The sequence below is a fragment of the Bradyrhizobium sp. CB1717 genome, assembly GCF_029714325.1.
Lineage (GTDB): Bacteria > Pseudomonadota > Alphaproteobacteria > Rhizobiales > Xanthobacteraceae > Bradyrhizobium.
The window spans coordinates 188058-203783 of record NZ_CP121666.1 but is presented as its reverse complement, the minus strand read 5'-3'; the positions used below and the strand labels follow the sequence as shown (position 1 = coordinate 203783).

Here is a 15726-nt window from a genome sequence, read left to right as displayed (position 1 = left end):
AACTATGACGTTCAGGGCGGCCTTTCGCCGAAATCGCGCCTTAAACGATTGAAGATACGCGATTTCCGCCCAGGATCGGGTTTCCCCTTAAGGATAAAACGCGCTACGCTCGCCTCTGTGCCAAAAGGCGCCATTGGCCGGGCAAGATTTCGTGCCTACATCCCAGGGACCAGACGCGCGGACCTAAAATGGTGATGTAGACTTGCCGTTCTCGTATGGAACGGTCTACTGGCCGGATTGATTTTCCCGGCAACGACCCCGAAGCGAAGACCCAGAGCAAAGACCAGAAAGCGAATACGACGTGGACATCTACACCATCATCTTCCTGGCGTTGGCGGTCTTCATCTTTCTGAGGCTGCGCAGCGTGCTGGGGCAGCGCACGGGCAACGAGCGGCCGCCGTTCGATCACACCGCCGCCCGTAATGCGCTGGGGGGTGCCCAGGACAAGAACGTCGTGACCATGCCGGGCAAGGTGATCGATCAGGCTCCGCTGGCGCCGACGGTCGAGCCGACCGCCCCTAGCGACCGCTGGAAGGGTCTGACTGAACCGGGCACCGCACTGGCGCAGGGTCTCGATGCCATCGTCGAGAAGGATTCCACCTTCGATCCGCGTCATTTCATCTCGGGTGCTCGCGGCGCTTATGAGATGATCGTGCTGGCCTTTGCCAATGGCGATCGCCGCGCGCTGCGCGACCTGTTGTCGTCGGAGGTCTATGAGAGCTTCGACGCCGCGATCAAGGAGCGCGAGAAGAACGAGCAGAAGACCGAGACGCGCTTCGTCTCGATCGACAAGGCCGAGCTGGTCGGCGCCGAGCTGCGCGACCGCACCGCGCAGCTCACGATCCGCTTCGTCTCGCAGATGATCTCGGCCACCCGCGACAAGGCCGGCAACATCGTCGATGGCAGCGCCGACACGGTTGCCGACATCACCGATATCTGGACTTTCGCCCGCGACACCACCTCTCGCGATCCGAACTGGAAGCTGGTTGGCACCGGAAGCGCGAATTAAGCTCTTTCTCAAAAACAGCGCGACGGCGTTCTGCGCGGGCGTCGTCGTGCTGTCGACGTTTTCGCTCGGCGCCGAGGCGGCGCGGCGCCACTATCGCAGCCACCATCACCATCCCCCGCAATTGGCAGCGAGCCCGCCGCGGGCCTTGCCCTATCCGCAGCTTCCGCTGCCGTTCGAGATCTCTGGCGCGCAATATCTGCCGCTGGCCTGGACCGACGTGAAAGGCTGGAACGAGGACGATCATCTCGCCGCCTACAAGACATTTCGCGCCAGCTGCAAGTCGATCAATGCTCAGAATGGCGCCCCCGAGCCGAAAGCGCTGGGGGCTTCGCTAAGCGAGCCTTGCAGGGTCGCCAAGACGCTCGAGCTCGGCGACGACGCCAAGGCAAAAACCTTCTTCGAGGAGAATTTCGCGCCGCTGCGCATCTCCCGCTTAGGGGAGCCCGACGGTTTCGTCACCGGCTATTACGAGCCGGTGCTCGAGGGATCGCGCACGCAGACCGATGTCTTCAATGTCCCGGTCTATCGCCGGCCCTCGAACCTGTTCGTGCGCGGCTACAAGCAGGATTCCGTCAGCCTGCCCAACAAGGGCCCGGTCTACCGCAAGATCGGCCGCCGCAAGCTGGTGCCCTATTACGACCGCGGCGAGATCGAGGACGGCAAGATCGCCGGCCGCGGACTGGAGGTCGCCTGGCTGAAGGATCCGACCGATCTGTTGTTCGCGCAGATCCAGGGTTCGGCGCGGATCAAGTTCGAGGACGGCACGACGCTCCGGCTCAATTACGACGCCTATAACGGCTATCCCTACACGGCGGTGGGACGCATCCTGATCGAGCGCGGCATCATTCCGAAAGAGGAGATGTCGATGCAGAAGATCAGGGAGTGGATGGCGCAGAATCCTGACGGCGCCAAGGAGCTGCGCCGCCAGAACCGCGCCTACATCTTCTTCCGCGAGGTCAATCTCTCCGACAAGGACGAGGCGGTGGGCGCGCAAGGCATTCCGCTGACGGCGGGACGCTCGATCGCGGTCGACAAGTCGCTGCATGTCTACGGCACGCCGTTCTTCATCGAGGGCGAGCTGCCGATCGACTCCGAACGTTCGAAGACGCCGTTTCACCGGCTGATGATCGCGCAGGACACCGGCTCGGCCATCATCGGCCCCGCGCGCGCGGATCTGTATTTCGGTGCCGGGCAGGAGGCCGGCCGCGTCTCCGGGCGGCTGCGCCATCCCATGCATTTTGTCATGCTGGTCCCGAAGAGCCTCGATCCTGCGCCGCGCGCTGCGCGGTTGCCGGTACCGGATCCGCGTCCCTCGGAGAAAATCGCAAAACTGTTTCCGCAAACCGATCCGGCCAAGACGGGCGCGCCTGCTGCTGCGCCCGCCGCGGCGCAGGGCAAGAACGAAACGGTTGCCATCGCCGGGCCTGTGCCGCTACCGGTGCCGCGTCCCGCCATCGAGCCTGTCCCTGAGCCGCGGCGGCCCGTGAAGAATCGTCCCCATCGGCAGCAATGAAGCGATCGTCCCGTCCGCCCGTGCTGGAGCCTCGCCCCTCGCCGCGCCGCCGTGCGCTGAGCGAGGAGGAGCGCGCGCTGTGGGATACGGTCGCAAAGCAGGTCAAGCCGCTGAGGAAGCATCGCGTGGCCAAGGCGCATGCCGCGCCGTCCGCGGGGCCGTCGCCCGTGGCCCAGGTGACCCGGCCCTCGCCACCGGCAAGGCCGGTTGCCATAGCGCCTGCGGCGCGCGTCGCGAAACCGTCGGTCCCGCCGCTGGCGCCGCTCGGCAAGCGCGAGCGGACAAAACTGTCGCGCGGCCGCAGCGAGATCGAGGCGCGGCTCGATCTGCACGGCATGACCCAGATGCGCGCCCATCGCGCGCTGACCGGCTTCCTGCACCGGGCCCATCATGATGGGCTGACCTTCGTGCTCGTCATCACCGGCAAGGGACGCAGCGGCGGCGAAAGCGGCGTGCTCCGCCGCCAGGTGCCGGAATGGCTGAGCCTGCCGGAATTCCGCACCTTCGTCGTCGGCTTCGAGACCGCCCATATCGGCCATGGCGGCGAGGGCGCGCTGTATGTGCGGATCAGGCGGGCGAGATTCTAAAACGGCCGCACGATTCCGACGCGCGGGATCAGTGTGAGGACCAGGCCGAAGATATTTGTCTTCCGATCCTCGGCCGGAATCATCGGAGCTTCCTGCTTTGCCGGCAGCATCTTCACCGCGTGCAGGATCAGGACCATGCAGACCGCCCAGTTCGAGATCCAGCGCGAATAGTCGAACACCATCGCGAACATCACGAGATAGGCGAGGCTGATGCCTGTTAGCGCCGCGATGACGAGCCGCTTGTGCAGATCGCTGGCGAGCGCGCCGATCAGGCCCGCGAAGAAGCGCCACAGCGGCGTGTGCAGCCAGATCAGCAGCGCGAACACGGGCACGCCGAGGATGTTGTGCGGCAGGCGGCCCCAGGTGTCCGAGATCTCCTTCGCCAGCGGCTGGTACCAGATGTAGGCGAACTGCAGCAGGTCGGTGCGGGAGGGATCGGCCATCCGCGTCTTCAGGTATGCGACGAAGTCCGCTTCCGGGATCGGCATCGTTCCCAAAAATTGCGCGGCGAAGAACAGCGCGGAGACAAGGGCCAGGGCGATCACGCCGAATGCGACATTGCCGCGATTGCTGCCGTAAGCGAGGTAGTGCCTGATCACCACGATGGTGATGATCGTCGGCACGTACATCAGGAGATGGATGTGGTGGATCAGGACGAGAATGATCGCGAACAACGCCGCCGTTGCCACGAACAGCAGCGAGCCGGCCGGCATCAGCAGGAGGACGATCGCCAGCGCGCAGCCATAGATGTCGAAATGGCCGAGCGTGTGCATGAAGTTCTTCAGGAAGAACGGCGAGCCCGCGGTGAAGACGAACAGCGGCAGCGTCTTCGCGGTGAAGCCGAACGTCCTCTGGAACAGTTTTGCGTAGAGCCCTGATGTCAACAGCCAGGTCGCGCCGCCGAGCGCGAACACCAGCCAGACCGGCACCTTGTCGGTGAACAGCGCGACGATCGCCCCGATCAGCGCGCGCTTGATGAAGCCGAAATGGTAGTCGACGAGGAGATGGATATAGGGGACGTAAGGCGGCAGCTGGATCTTGTGAATGAACACGCCGGCGATGACCGCTGCGTTGATCGCGAGCAGCAGGCGCCAGGGGTTTTTCTGGACGTTAGCGAGCACGTCGCACCCGGCGCGCGCAAAACTCCGCTGTCGTCCCGGACAAGCGGGCTGGCAACGCGCAGCGTTGTCCAGAGCGAGCGCAGATCCGGGACCCATAACCACTGCAGGTCGTTTGAGCCGAGATCGGAGCCGCCATCTGTTTCAACAAGGACCATCAGGGGTAATGGGTCCTGGCTTTCGCCAGGACGACGGCCCGATAGATAGCGGACTTGCTCCGGATTACAAAATGAACCGGCTCAGATCCGCGTTCTTGGCGAGGTCGCCGACGTGCTTCTGCACGTAGTCGGCGTCGACCTTGATGGTCTCGCCGTTGCGGTCGGGGGCGGTGAAGGAGATCTCGTCGAGCACCCGCTCCATCACGGTCTGGAGCCGCCGCGCGCCGATGTTCTCGACGGTGGAGTTCACGGCGACCGCGACGTCGGCCAGCGCGTCGATGGCGCTGTCGGTGATGTCGAGCGTCACGCCCTCGGTCTGCAGCAGGGCGACATATTGCTTGATCAGCGAAGCCTCGGGCTCGGTCAGGATGCGCCGCATGTCGTCGCGGGTCAGCGCCTGCAGCTCGACGCGGATCGGCAGGCGGCCCTGCAATTCCGGCAGCAGGTCGGACGGCTTTGCGACGTGGAAGGCGCCCGACGCAATGAACAGGATGTGGTCGGTCTTGACCGCGCCGTGCTTGGTCGAGACCGTGGTGCCCTCGATCAGCGGCAACAGATCGCGCTGCACGCCCTCGCGCGAGACGTCGCCGCCGACGCGGCCGTCGCGGGCGCAGATCTTGTCGATCTCGTCGAGGAACACGATGCCGTTGTTCTCGACCGCGCTGATCGCCTCCAGCGTGAGCTGCTCGGTGTCCAGCAGCTTGTCGGATTCCTCGTTGACGAGGATCTCGTGCGAGCCTTCCACCGTCAGCCGCCGCGTCTTGCTGCGGCCGCCGAGCTTGCCGAAGATGTCACCGATCGAGATCGCGCCCATCTGCGCGCCCGGCATGCCCGGGATCTCGAACATCGGCATGCCGCCGCCGGACGATTGCGTCTCGATCTCGATTTCCTTGTCGTTGAGCTCGCCGGCCCGCAGCTTCTTGCGGAAGGATTCCCGCGTCGCCGCGCTGGAATTGGCGCCGACCAGCGCATCGAGCACGCGCTCCTCGGCGGCGAGCTGCGCCCGCGCCTGCACGTCCTTGCGCTTCTTCTCGCGGACCTGGGCGATCGCGACCTCGACGAGATCGCGCACGATCTGCTCGACGTCGCGGCCGACATAGCCGACCTCGGTGAACTTCGTCGCTTCCACCTTCAGGAACGGCGCATTCGCCAACTTGGCGAGACGTCGCGCGATTTCCGTCTTGCCGACGCCGGTGGGGCCGATCATCAAGATGTTCTTCGGCAGCACCTCCTCGCGCAAGGAGCCTTCGAGCTGCTGCCGCCGCCAGCGGTTGCGCAGTGCGATCGAGACGGCGCGCTTGGCGTCGCCCTGGCCGACGATGAAACGGTCGAGTTCGGAAACGATTTCGCGGGGGGAGAAGTCTGTCATGGCACCTTAGCTAGGGTCAGATGCGGGCCGGGACAAGCCGCTTTTTTCGGCCGTCAGATGATCGGCGGGCCCGACTGCCATTGTTTCACGGCCTCGATCGGATGGATCAGCATCAGGATATTGAGCGTCAGATTGTCGCGAATGTGGAGCGCCAGCATGATCTCGAAGGCAAGGCCGAGCAGGACGGTCGCAGATACCGGCAGTACGCGCGCGACGAGGAACCCGAGCATCATGGCCAGATTGTCAGAGATCGAATTGACGATGCTGTCACCGTAATAGTCCAGCGAGATCGTGCCGGCGCGGTAGCGCTCGATGATGAAGGGCGAGTTCTCGACGATCTCCCAGGCGCCCTCGATCAGCATGGCGACGATCAGCCGGGCCGGCCACGATAAGGTGAGGAATGGCAGACGCGCGAACAGCAGCCAGGTCAGCCCGTAGAACAGGAAGCCGTGCAGCACGTGCGAGAAACTGTACCAGTCGGCGATGTGCTGGGAATTCTCCGAGCTGTTCACCACGCCGTGCCAGAGCTTGACATAGCCGCAGGTGCAGATCGGCACGCGCCCCATCGCGAACAGGATCAGGGCTTGCAGCGCCAGCAGCGATAGCGCGATGCCGGCCCAGGCGAGCGGCGGAAATGCGACCTTGCTCTCCTGCGCGTGCGCCAGCGTCATGGCTCGCGCACCATCAACAATGCGGCCCCGTCCGGCGTCTCGACCATGCGGTCGCGAACGAAGCCGGCCTTCTCGTAGGCGCGTATCGCGCGCGCATTGAGCGGATCCGGATCGGTGACCATGCGCGGCAGGCCGTACCGCAACTGCTCGTCGACGAACGCGCGAGTGAGCGCCGAGCCATGGCCCCGCCCGATCATGTCGCCCTCGCCGATGAACTGGTCGATGCCACGCGTGCCCTCCGGTTGCGGCCCGAAGCCCGTGTTCCAGGCGGTCAGGCGGTAGCACTGAAGATAGCCGAAGGGCCTGTCGCCGGCCAACACGATGAACTGGTCCATCGCGGGTTCATCGAGATCACCGCTCACCAGCGCGAACTGCTCGTCCGGATCGCCCCACCATTCCCGCACATGGGCTTCGCCCAGCCACCGCCGGATCAACGGCAGGTCGGCAGCGGTCATCGGGCGGAAGGTGTAGGCGGCGATCATCTAGCAGCCCCACAGCGGTGGTGCCCTCCCTCTCCCGCTTGCGGGAGAGGGTCGGGGAGAGGGGGTCTGTGCATCGGGACAGCCCCTGAGTGGAGAGAGCCCCCACCCGGCGCTTCGCCATAGCCGAGGCGTTGCCTCGGCGTCTCTAAAGAGGACGGCCGCCGAAGGCGGCCTGTGCCTCCCCCCGCAAGCGGGAGAGGTTGCACCGACCGTGCGGATGGTCGTACGGACAAGAGACGCTCCGCCCTAGCCGCTTGCGAGGCTCTCGATGGTCAGATTGCGGTTGGTGTAGACGCAGATGTCGGCGGCGATGTCGAGGGAGCGGCGGACGATGGTCTCGGCGTCCTTGTCGGTGTCGAGCAGGGCCCGCGCCGCGGCCAGCGCGTAATTGCCGCCGGAGCCGATCGCCATCACGCCGGCCTCGGGCTCGAGCACGTCGCCGGTGCCTGTCAGCACCAGAGAGACGTCCTTGTCGGCCACGATCATCATGGCCTCCAGCCGCCTGAGGTAACGGTCGGTGCGCCAGTCCTTGGCGAGCTCCACGGCGGCCCGGGTCAGCTGCCCGGGATATTGCTCGAGCTTGCTCTCCAGCCGCTCAAACAGGGTGAAGGCGTCGGCGGTGGCGCCGGCGAAGCCGCCGATGACGTCGCCCTTGCCGAGCTTGCGGACCTTCTTGGCGTTGGACTTGATCACGGTCTGGCCGATCGAGACCTGGCCGTCGCCGCCGACGACCACCTTGCCGCCCTTGCGGACCGTCAAAATCGTGGTGCCGTGCCAGCCCGGCGAGCTGTTCTGGGTGTCCTGCATGAAATACCTCGTTGTCCGGCCTGATTTAGGCGGTCCGGGCTGAGGGTACAACGGGCCGTTCCGGGCCGAATTTCGCTCACCATAGGCAGAAGTAGAGACCCGTCCGGCCGTTCCCGCAGTAGCGAAGGTGTCATTTGGCTGTTAATAGACTGGCGTTTTCGGCTCAAAGCTAGAATGGAAACCGATTTTCCATGCGCACCGCGACGATCAAGCGCAAGACCAAGGAAACCGACATCGAGGTCTCCGTGAACCTCGATGGCACCGGCGTGGCCAATATCGCGACCGGCATCGGCTTTTTCGACCATATGCTCGATCTCCTCGCCCGCCATTCCCGCATCGACCTCACGGTCAAGGCGGTGGGTGACCTGCACATTGATTATCACCATACCACCGAAGACACCGGCATCGCGCTCGGCCAGGCGGTGAAGCAGGCGCTCGGCAACATGGCGGGCATCACCCGCTATGCCGGCGTGCACATGCCCATGGACGAGACCTTGTCGCGCGTGGTCATCGACATCTCGGGCCGCCCGTTCCTGGTGTTCAAGGCCGACTTCCCCCGCGACAAGATCGGCGAGTTCGACACCGAGCTGGTGCGCGAGTGGTTCCAGGCCTTCGCCATCAACGCCGGCGTGACTCTCCACGTCGAGACCCTATATGGCGATAACAGCCATCATATCGCCGAGTCCTGCTTCAAGGGTCTGGCGCGGGCGCTGCGCACTGCCGTTGCGATCGATCCGAAGGCAGTGGGCGAAATCCCGTCCACCAAGGGCTCGCTCGGCGGCTGACATCTCCGTCTTGGCGGCGAAAGGCCGCCGACGGCATCTACTCAATTCTCGAGAACGGGGCATCGCCATGCCTGCCTACACAGTTCATGCTCCCTTCCCTGGCGGAGCCGATCTGCGCGCGACCGACAAATTCGTCTTCGTGCGCGACGGCTTCCATTTCTGGGCGATGATTTTTGGCCCGTTCTGGCTGCTGTGGAATCGGCTGTGGCTGGTGCTGATCGGCTGGCTGATCTTCATCGCTGCCTTCCATGCCGGACTCTCCAGCCTGGGTCTCGGCCGCAGTTCGATCTTCCTCGCCGATATCGTCATCGCGCTGCTGACGGGACTCGAGGCCTCCAGCCTGCGGCGCTGGACGCTGTCGCGCGGCAAGTGGCGGCAGCTCGACATCGTCATCGCCGACGACCATGACACGGCCGAGCGCCGCTTTTTCGAGCGCTGGAGCCAGAAGCAGCACGGCATCGTCAACGATCAATGGGCCGTCGATCGCGGCGGCCCGCCGCCGACCCGGGGCGTGCCGGGCCAGCAATTCTCGAACCCGCCGCCCATTCCGGCCGGCGGCATCATTGGATTGTTTCCAGAACCGGGAGGGTCAAGATGAGCGTCGCCATCATCGATTACGGTTCCGGGAATCTGCATTCGGCCGCGAAGGCCTTCGAGCGCGCCGCGCGGAGCCTCGAAAATCCGCAAAAGGTTTTCGTTACCAGCGATCCCGATCAGGCCTACGAGGCCGACCGTCTGGTCCTGCCCGGCGTCGGCGCCTTCGCCGACTGCCGGCGCGGTCTTGATGGCGTCAACGGCATGGTCGAGGCGATCACCGAGGCGGTGCGCGTCAAGGCGCGGCCGTTCTTCGGCATCTGCGTCGGCATGCAGCTGATGGCAAGCCGCGGCAAGGAGCACGTCATCACCGAAGGCCTGAACTGGATCGGCGGCGACGTCGAGAAGATCACGCCGCGCGATGAAAGCCTGAAGATCCCGCACATGGGCTGGAATACGCTCGAGGTGCTCAGGGAGCATCCGGTGCTGAACAAGCTGCCACTCGGCCCGAAGGGCCAGCACGCCTATTTCGTGCACTCCTATCACCTCAACCCCGCCAGCGAGGCGGACGTGCTCGCGCGCGCCGACTACGGTGGACCTGTCACCGCGATCGTCGCGAAGGACACCGCCATCGGCACCCAATTCCACCCCGAGAAGAGTCAGCGTTTCGGCCTGGCCCTGATCTCGAACTTCCTGCGATGGAAACCGTGATTCTCTTTCCTGCGATCGATCTCAAGAACGGCCAATGCGTGCGCCTCGAGCAAGGCGACATGGCGCGCGCGACCGTTTTCAATCTCAATCCCGCGGCCCAGGCGCAGAGCTTTGCCGACCAGGGCTTTGAGTATCTCCACGTCGTCGACCTCGACGGCGCCTTCGCCGGCAAGCCGGTGAACGCCGAGGCCGTCGAGGCGATGCTGAAGACGATCAGGATCCCGGTGCAGCTCGGCGGCGGCATTCGCGATCTCAAGACCGTCGAAGCCTGGCTCGACAAGGGCATCACCCGCGTCATCATCGGCACCGCCGCGGTGCGCGATCCTGAATTGGTGAAGTCTGCCGCGAAGAAATTCCCCGGCCGCGTGGCCGTCGGCCTCGATGCCCGCGACGGCAAGGTCGCGGTCGAAGGCTGGGCCGAGACCTCGCAGGTCACGGTGCTGGAGATCGCAAAGCGTTTCGAGGATGCCGGCGTCGCCGCCATCATCTTCACCGACATCGCGCGTGACGGCCTGCTCAAGGGCCTGAATCTCGACGCGACCATCGCGCTGGCTGACGCGATCTCGATCCCCGTGATCGCCTCCGGCGGCCTCGCCTCGATCGAGGACGTCAAGGCGATGCTGACGCCGCGCGCGAAAAAGCTCGCCGGCGCGATCGCCGGCCGCGCGCTGTACGATGGCCGGCTCGATCCCACTGCCGCCCTCACCTTGATCCGCGACGCGCGCAGGAGCTGACACATGTTCAAGGTGCGCGTGATCCCCTGCCTCGACGTCAAGGACGGCCGCGTCGTCAAGGGCGTCAACTTCGTCGACCTGCGCGATGCCGGCGATCCCGTCGAAGCCGCGATCGCCTATGACGCCGCCGGCGCCGACGAGCTGACCTTCCTCGACATCACCGCGACCCATGAGAACCGCGGCATCATGCTGGACGTGGTCCGGCGCACGGCGGAGGCCTGCTTCATGCCTGTCACCGTCGGCGGCGGCGTGCGTGAGGTCAACGACATCAAGACGCTGCTGCGCGCCGGCGCCGACAAGGTCTCGATCAACAGCGCCGCGGTGTCGCGGCGCGAATTCGTCAAGGAAGCTGCCGAAAAATTCGGCGAGCAATGCGTAGTGGTTGCGATCGATGCCAAGCGGGTCAAGCGCCCGGGCGGCGACCGCTGGGAGATCTTCACCCATGGCGGGCGCAACTCCACCGGCATCGACGCGATCGAATACGCCCAGGAGGTGGTCTCGCTCGGCGCGGGTGAAATCCTGCTCACCTCGATGGACCGTGACGGCACCCGGCAAGGCTTCGACATTCCGCTGACCCGGGCAATCGCCGACAGCGTTCCCGTTCCCGTGATCGCTTCGGGCGGCGTCGGCAATCTCGACCACCTCGTCGACGGTATCCGCGACGGGCACGCCACGGCCGTCCTGGCCGCCTCGATCTTCCACTTCGGGGAATTCACCATCCGCGAAGCCAAGGAGCACATGGCCAGGCGCGGGCTGCCCATGCGCCTCGATGCCTGACGACTCCCGTTCGTAAAAATGCTACATTAGCCTGCGGGGAATGGCCTCCGTGGCTTCATGTGTTTTGAGTAAGTCCGATGTCGCGTTTCACGATCCACGATCTGGCCGAGACCATCGACGCCCGCGCGGCTTCCGGCGGCGAGGCCTCCTATACCCGCAAGCTGCTGGACAAGGGCGCCGAGCATTGCGCCAAGAAGTTCGGTGAGGAAGCAGTCGAAACCGTAATCGCAGCAGTCGAAAACGATCGCGCGCATCTGATCGCCGAGAGTGCCGATCTGCTCTATCATTTCCTTGTCTTGCTCAAGGCCCGCGGCGTAAAGCTGGAAGAGGTCGAAGCCGCGCTGGACAAGCGGACGAACATGTCAGGGTTGGAAGAGAAGGCGTCGCGCAAGAGCGGCAACTAGCCGAGGTGGAGAGGTCGCTTCATGGATATCCGCGCACCGGAGCAACAGTATAATCCGTACCGCGTCTATACGCGCGAGCAGTGGGCGCGCCTGCGCGACGATACGCCGATGACGCTGGAGCCGGGCGAGTTCGACCGGCTGCGCTCGCTGCACGATCGCCTCGACCTGCAGGAGGTCGAGGACATCTATCTCCCGCTGTCGCGGCTGCTGTCGATCTATGTCGATGCGATGCAGCGCCTCTATTACTCCGAGCGCCAGTTCCTCAACATCCGCGACCGCAAGGTGCCCTACATCATCGGCGTTGCCGGCTCGGTCGCGGTCGGAAAGTCCACCACGGCCCGCGTGCTCCAGGCGCTCCTGGCGCGCTGGTCGCCGCGTCCAAAGGTCGAGCTGATCACCACCGACGGATTCCTCTATCCGAACGCGGTGCTCGACCGGCAGGGCATCATGCAGAAGAAGGGCTTCCCCGAGAGCTACGACCTGCCGCTGCTGCTGAGCTTCCTCTCCGACATCAAGTCGGGACGCCGCCATGTCCGCGCGCCGGTCTACTCGCATCTGACCTATGATATCGTCCCGGGCCAGTGGGCCGAGGTCGACCAGCCCGACATCCTGATCGTCGAGGGTGTCAACGTGCTGCAGACCGGCAAGCTGCCGCGCGACGGCAAGGCGGTGCCCGTCGTCTCCGACTTCTTCGACTTCTCGGTCTATATCGATGCCGATGAGGCGGCGCTGCGGCGCTGGTACATCAAGCGCTTCCTGGCGCTGCGCGACACCGCGTTCACCAATCCAAAGTCCTATTTCAACCGCTACGCGCTGCTCTCGGACGAGGAAGCGACCGCGACCGCAACCGCGATCTGGGAGCGCACCAACCTCGCCAATCTCGAGGACAACATCCTGCCCACCCGTCCCCGTGCGACGCTGATCCTGAAGAAGGGCCCGGATCACGTGGTGGAGAGCGTGGCGCTCAGGCGGCTGTAGGCCGCGGTGCCGTAGCTGAAGGCTGCGGTGCCGTAGGGTGGGCAAAGGCGCGAAGCGCCGTGCCCACGCTCTGTGCCTGCTGTCGAACGATGCGTGGGCACGCTGCGCTTTGCCCACCTTACGATATCTGTGCTGTGGCCACGCCTGTCCCCACATCGTCATTGCGAGCGTAGCGAAGCAATCCAGACTGTCTCCGCGGAAGGACTCTGGATTGCTTCGCTACGCTCGCAATGACGGGGAGAGAGTGGAGACTACACCGCCAGATGCCGTGACGCCGCGAGGCCAGCCAGCGCCTCGTCCAGCTTGTCCCGATCGAGCGGCTTGATCAAAAACCCGTTCATGCCGGCCTCGAAGCAGGCATAGCGATCCTCCACCAGCGTGTTGGCCGTAAGCGCCAGGATCGGCGTGTGCCGGCCGCCGATGGTGGCCTCGTGGGTGCGGATGCGTTTGGTCGCCTCGATGCCGTCGAGCTGCGGCATCTGGATGTCCATCAGCACCAGATCGTAGGGCGTGCCGGCCGAGCTAGCCGCCAGCCACGACTCCAGCGCGGCCTCGCCATGGACGGCGATGACGACGCGATGGCCGAGCTTTGTCAGCAGCGAGCGCATCAACAGCGCGTTGATCTCGTTGTCTTCGGCGACGAGGATCGACAGGCCTTTCACCGGCGCTGCGCCGGTAGCTTCGGCCGGCGGTTCCGGCGCGAGGTCGGGCGAGGGGATCTCAGGCGTCAGCGTGAGGCGTGCGGCGAGCGAGGCGGCGCGCAGCGGCCTCACCAGAAAGCCGGTGAAGGCCGGCGAGAGCTTTTCATGGCGCGAGCTCGACGTCAGCAGCACCAGCCGTTGCGGCGCATGCGCGCGGGCGGCTTCGCCCAACCGGTCGGCGATGCCAGGACCGATCGCGCGATCGACCAGCACCGCGTGCCATGAACGTTCCGGTAGCAGCGCTTCCGCGACAGCGGCGTCCGTCGCCAGGCAGGTCTGAGCGCCCCAGCGCTCCAGGCGCCGCGCGATCAGCGAGGCTTCGATGCCCTCGGCGATCACGAGGATCGACTTGCCTGTGAGGTCAGGGCTCGGGAACGTCGTCTGCCCCGCGCTTCCGTGCGATGGCGCGAGCGGCACTGCGACCTCGAAGGTCGCGCCCTTGCCTGGCTCGCTCGTCAGCGTGATGCGGCCGCCCATGCGCTTGACGATGCGCTCGCTGATGGCGAGGCCGAGCCCGGTGCCGCCATAGGTGCGGGCGACACGCTCGTCGGCCTGCTCGAATTCGCGGAAGATGCGTTGCTGCGCTTCGGGTGCGATGCCGATGCCGGTGTCGCGGACCAGGAAGCTGATCTCGTTCGGCCAGATGCCGGGTTCGACGATCAGCGCGACGCCGCCGTGAGCGGTGAACTTGATGGCGTTGCCGGTGAGGTTGAGCAGCACCTGGCGCAGCCGCGCGGCGTCGCCCACGACCTCCAGCGGCAGGCGCTCGTCGACATAGGCGGCAATCTCGAGCTGCTTGGCCTGCGCGCGCGGCGCCAGCAGCTCGGTGATCTCCTCGATCAGGGGCGAGAGCGCGAACGGACGCTGCTCGAGGTCGAGCTTGCCGGCCTCGATCTTGGAATAGTCGAGCAGCTCCTCGATCAGCGCCATCAGCGCTTCGCCCGAGGTCTTCACCGCCCTCGCATAGGTCGCCTGCTCCGGCGTCAGATGGGTGTCGAGCAACAGGCCGCCCATGCCGATGATGCCGTTCAGCGGAGTGCGGATCTCGTGCGAGGCCATCGCCAGGAAGCGCGACTTGGCGCGGTTGGCGGCATCGGCCTGGTCGCGCGCCTCCGACAGCGCGCGCTCGGTCTCGGTGCGGTCGGTGACGTCGCGTCCCACGCTCTGCAGTTCGGCCGCCTGGCCGGCGTCGAGCCGGACGTAACCTTCGCGCCAGGCGATCCAGCGCGCCCCGAGCGGCGTGGTGATCCTCTGGTCGTGGATGCGCGTGCCGTTGCTTTCGCGGGCGCTGTCGCCCTGCTCCAGCACGTCGAAATCAAAGCGCGTGCCGACCAGCGCGCTGCGCGCCTGTCCGGCGAGTGCGCAATAGGCGTCGTTGGCGAAGGTGATGCGGCCCTGATGGTCGCGCAGCACGATCAGATCGCCCTGCTGCTCGAACAGGCTGCGCGCGCGCTCCTCGGCTTCCTTCAGCTCCCAATTGCGGTCGATCAGCGCCTCGTTGTGGACGGCGAGGGTGCGCAGCCGCTTGTTGACGAAGCGCAGCCGCATGCTGAGCGTGGCAAGGCCGAGGCAGGCGAGGGCGAACAGGAAGCTTGCACCGATCGCAAAGGCGTTGGGATCGTAGCCGGACTTCTCGGCCCGGCTGCCGGCGATGAAGCCATAGGCGCCGCCGAACGTCGCCGAAAAGATCATGAAGGAGCGGATCGCGAAGGCTACCCTGGGATGCTGCCGCCTGAAGCGGCGCATGCGCACCTTGATCCGGAACGTCCGACCCATCGCAACCCCGACTCTTGTCCGAAAACCCCACCGCCGCTGCATGCGACGATGTCGCGCCGACCTTGCGAACAGCTTGAGGCTTCGGTGCCGCCTCCAAACAGGGTTGACGAGGTGTTAACGCCTCAGAGTGAAGCGGCCTGGAACGGGCGGTGGCCGTTATGGGCACCAACGATCAGCGCTGCGGCCTCGCGCTGCGAGAACGTCTTCGAGCGCACATAGATGCGGTAATCGGCGGGGCCGTCAGTCGAGAGATAGATGACCGGGCCGCCATCGACCGGCTGCGCCGCGATGGTGACGAGGCGGTTTGCCGGATTGGCCTGGCAGGAATCAGTCTCGGAACCGAGACCGTCATCCACCACTGCGAAGTCCGCAGCGTCCGCGTCGTCGGTGATCTGGACCCTGACCGTGGCCCGCGACGGATCGTCGGTGAAGGCGACGTGGACGCCGGCGGTCCAGAACAGGGATGTCAGCTCGACGGAGGTTTCGCCGAGAGCGATGCAGGGATGCGAGACCGATCCGATCTCGCCGCGGGCAAACACCGCAGCCGCCAGCAGGGGAACGACGGAGGCCAGGATCTTGAAACGCAACATGACACTCTACTCGCCAGGCCCG

17 protein-coding genes are annotated in these 15726 nt (G+C 65.4%); 10 read left to right on the top strand and 7 right to left on the bottom strand.

Annotated features, from left to right (window positions below):
• The first annotated feature begins 301 nt into the window (after window positions 1-301).
• The 3 genes from QA649_RS00955 to QA649_RS00945 are packed head-to-tail and all read left to right on the top strand — an operon-like array spanning window position 302 to window position 3109.
• Window positions 302-1009 carry a Tim44/TimA family putative adaptor protein gene (locus QA649_RS00955; RefSeq protein WP_283022573.1) on the top strand — a complete coding sequence of 236 codons (708 nt, stop codon included), beginning with the start codon at window positions 302-304 and terminating at the stop codon, window positions 1007-1009.
• Entirely contained in the window at window positions 987-2522 is a 1536-nt protein-coding gene (locus tag QA649_RS00950; protein ID WP_283022572.1) for an MltA domain-containing protein, read from the top strand. Before QA649_RS00955 ends, QA649_RS00950 begins: the two co-directional genes overlap by 23 nt.
• Window positions 2519-3109 (top strand): Smr/MutS family protein, encoded by a 591-nt coding sequence (locus QA649_RS00945; protein ID WP_283022571.1) that lies wholly within the window; start codon window positions 2519-2521, stop codon window positions 3107-3109. The genes QA649_RS00950 and QA649_RS00945 overlap by 4 nt, the downstream gene beginning before the upstream one ends.
• Here the strand turns inward: QA649_RS00945 and QA649_RS00940 are convergent.
• The 5 genes from QA649_RS00940 to hslV form a co-directional block, all read right to left on the bottom strand.
• Window positions 3106-4230: a hypothetical protein gene (locus tag QA649_RS00940; RefSeq protein ID WP_283022570.1), complete on the bottom strand. Its 1125-nt coding sequence runs from the start codon at window positions 4228-4230 to the stop codon at window positions 3106-3108. The genes QA649_RS00945 and QA649_RS00940 overlap by 4 nt on opposite strands.
• A 219-nt stretch (window positions 4231-4449) precedes the next feature.
• Window positions 4450-5754 (bottom strand): ATP-dependent protease ATPase subunit HslU, encoded by a 1305-nt coding sequence (gene hslU / locus QA649_RS00935; RefSeq protein WP_283022569.1) that lies wholly within the window; start codon window positions 5752-5754, stop codon window positions 4450-4452.
• A gap of 53 nt (window positions 5755-5807) precedes the next feature.
• Complete coding sequence (locus tag QA649_RS00930; RefSeq protein ID WP_283022568.1) at window positions 5808-6425, bottom strand: DUF2585 domain-containing protein; 618 nt, start codon at window positions 6423-6425, stop codon at window positions 5808-5810.
• Window positions 6422-6907: a GNAT family N-acetyltransferase gene (locus QA649_RS00925; protein ID WP_283022567.1), complete on the bottom strand. Its 486-nt coding sequence runs from the start codon at window positions 6905-6907 to the stop codon at window positions 6422-6424. The genes QA649_RS00930 and QA649_RS00925 overlap by 4 nt, the downstream gene beginning before the upstream one ends.
• A 246-nt stretch (window positions 6908-7153) precedes the next feature.
• Window positions 7154-7714: an ATP-dependent protease subunit HslV gene (hslV, locus tag QA649_RS00920; RefSeq protein WP_283022566.1), complete on the bottom strand. Its 561-nt coding sequence runs from the start codon at window positions 7712-7714 to the stop codon at window positions 7154-7156.
• Window positions 7715-7905: 191 nt separating this feature from the next.
• Between hslV and hisB the strand changes: the two genes are divergently transcribed.
• From hisB to coaA, 7 genes are all read left to right on the top strand, one after another.
• Complete coding sequence (gene hisB / locus QA649_RS00915) at window positions 7906-8499, top strand: imidazoleglycerol-phosphate dehydratase HisB (protein ID WP_211411357.1); 594 nt, start codon at window positions 7906-7908, stop codon at window positions 8497-8499.
• A 67-nt stretch (window positions 8500-8566) separates the two neighbouring features.
• Entirely contained in the window at window positions 8567-9097 is a 531-nt protein-coding gene (locus QA649_RS00910) for a DUF2628 domain-containing protein (protein ID WP_260387356.1), read from the top strand.
• Window positions 9094-9744, top strand: a complete 651-nt coding sequence (hisH, locus tag QA649_RS00905) for an imidazole glycerol phosphate synthase subunit HisH (protein ID WP_283022565.1) — start codon at window positions 9094-9096, stop codon at window positions 9742-9744. The genes QA649_RS00910 and hisH overlap by 4 nt, the downstream gene beginning before the upstream one ends.
• Entirely contained in the window at window positions 9741-10478 is a 738-nt protein-coding gene (gene hisA, locus QA649_RS00900) for a 1-(5-phosphoribosyl)-5-[(5-phosphoribosylamino)methylideneamino]imidazole-4-carboxamide isomerase (protein ID WP_283026225.1), read from the top strand. Before hisH ends, hisA begins: the two co-directional genes overlap by 4 nt.
• A 3-nt stretch (window positions 10479-10481) precedes the next feature.
• Window positions 10482-11255, top strand: coding sequence for an imidazole glycerol phosphate synthase subunit HisF (gene hisF, locus QA649_RS00895; protein WP_018646048.1), 774 nt, complete (start codon window positions 10482-10484; stop codon window positions 11253-11255).
• Between the two features lie 77 nt (window positions 11256-11332).
• Window positions 11333-11659: a phosphoribosyl-ATP diphosphatase gene (locus QA649_RS00890; protein ID WP_018646049.1), complete on the top strand. Its 327-nt coding sequence runs from the start codon at window positions 11333-11335 to the stop codon at window positions 11657-11659.
• Between the two features lie 21 nt (window positions 11660-11680).
• The gene (gene coaA / locus QA649_RS00885; RefSeq protein ID WP_283022564.1) at window positions 11681-12637 is read left to right on the top strand and encodes a type I pantothenate kinase; all 957 of its coding nucleotides are present in this window, start codon (window positions 11681-11683) and stop codon (window positions 12635-12637) included.
• Window positions 12638-12888: 251 nt separating this feature from the next.
• Here the strand turns inward: coaA and QA649_RS00880 are convergent, their stop codons facing one another.
• Window positions 12889-15114 (bottom strand): ATP-binding protein, encoded by a 2226-nt coding sequence (locus QA649_RS00880; protein ID WP_283022563.1) that lies wholly within the window; start codon window positions 15112-15114, stop codon window positions 12889-12891.
• A gap of 122 nt (window positions 15115-15236) precedes the next feature.
• Window positions 15237-15704, bottom strand: coding sequence for a hypothetical protein (locus QA649_RS00875; RefSeq protein ID WP_283022562.1), 468 nt, complete (start codon window positions 15702-15704; stop codon window positions 15237-15239).
• Window positions 15705-15726: the final 22 nt, after the last annotated feature.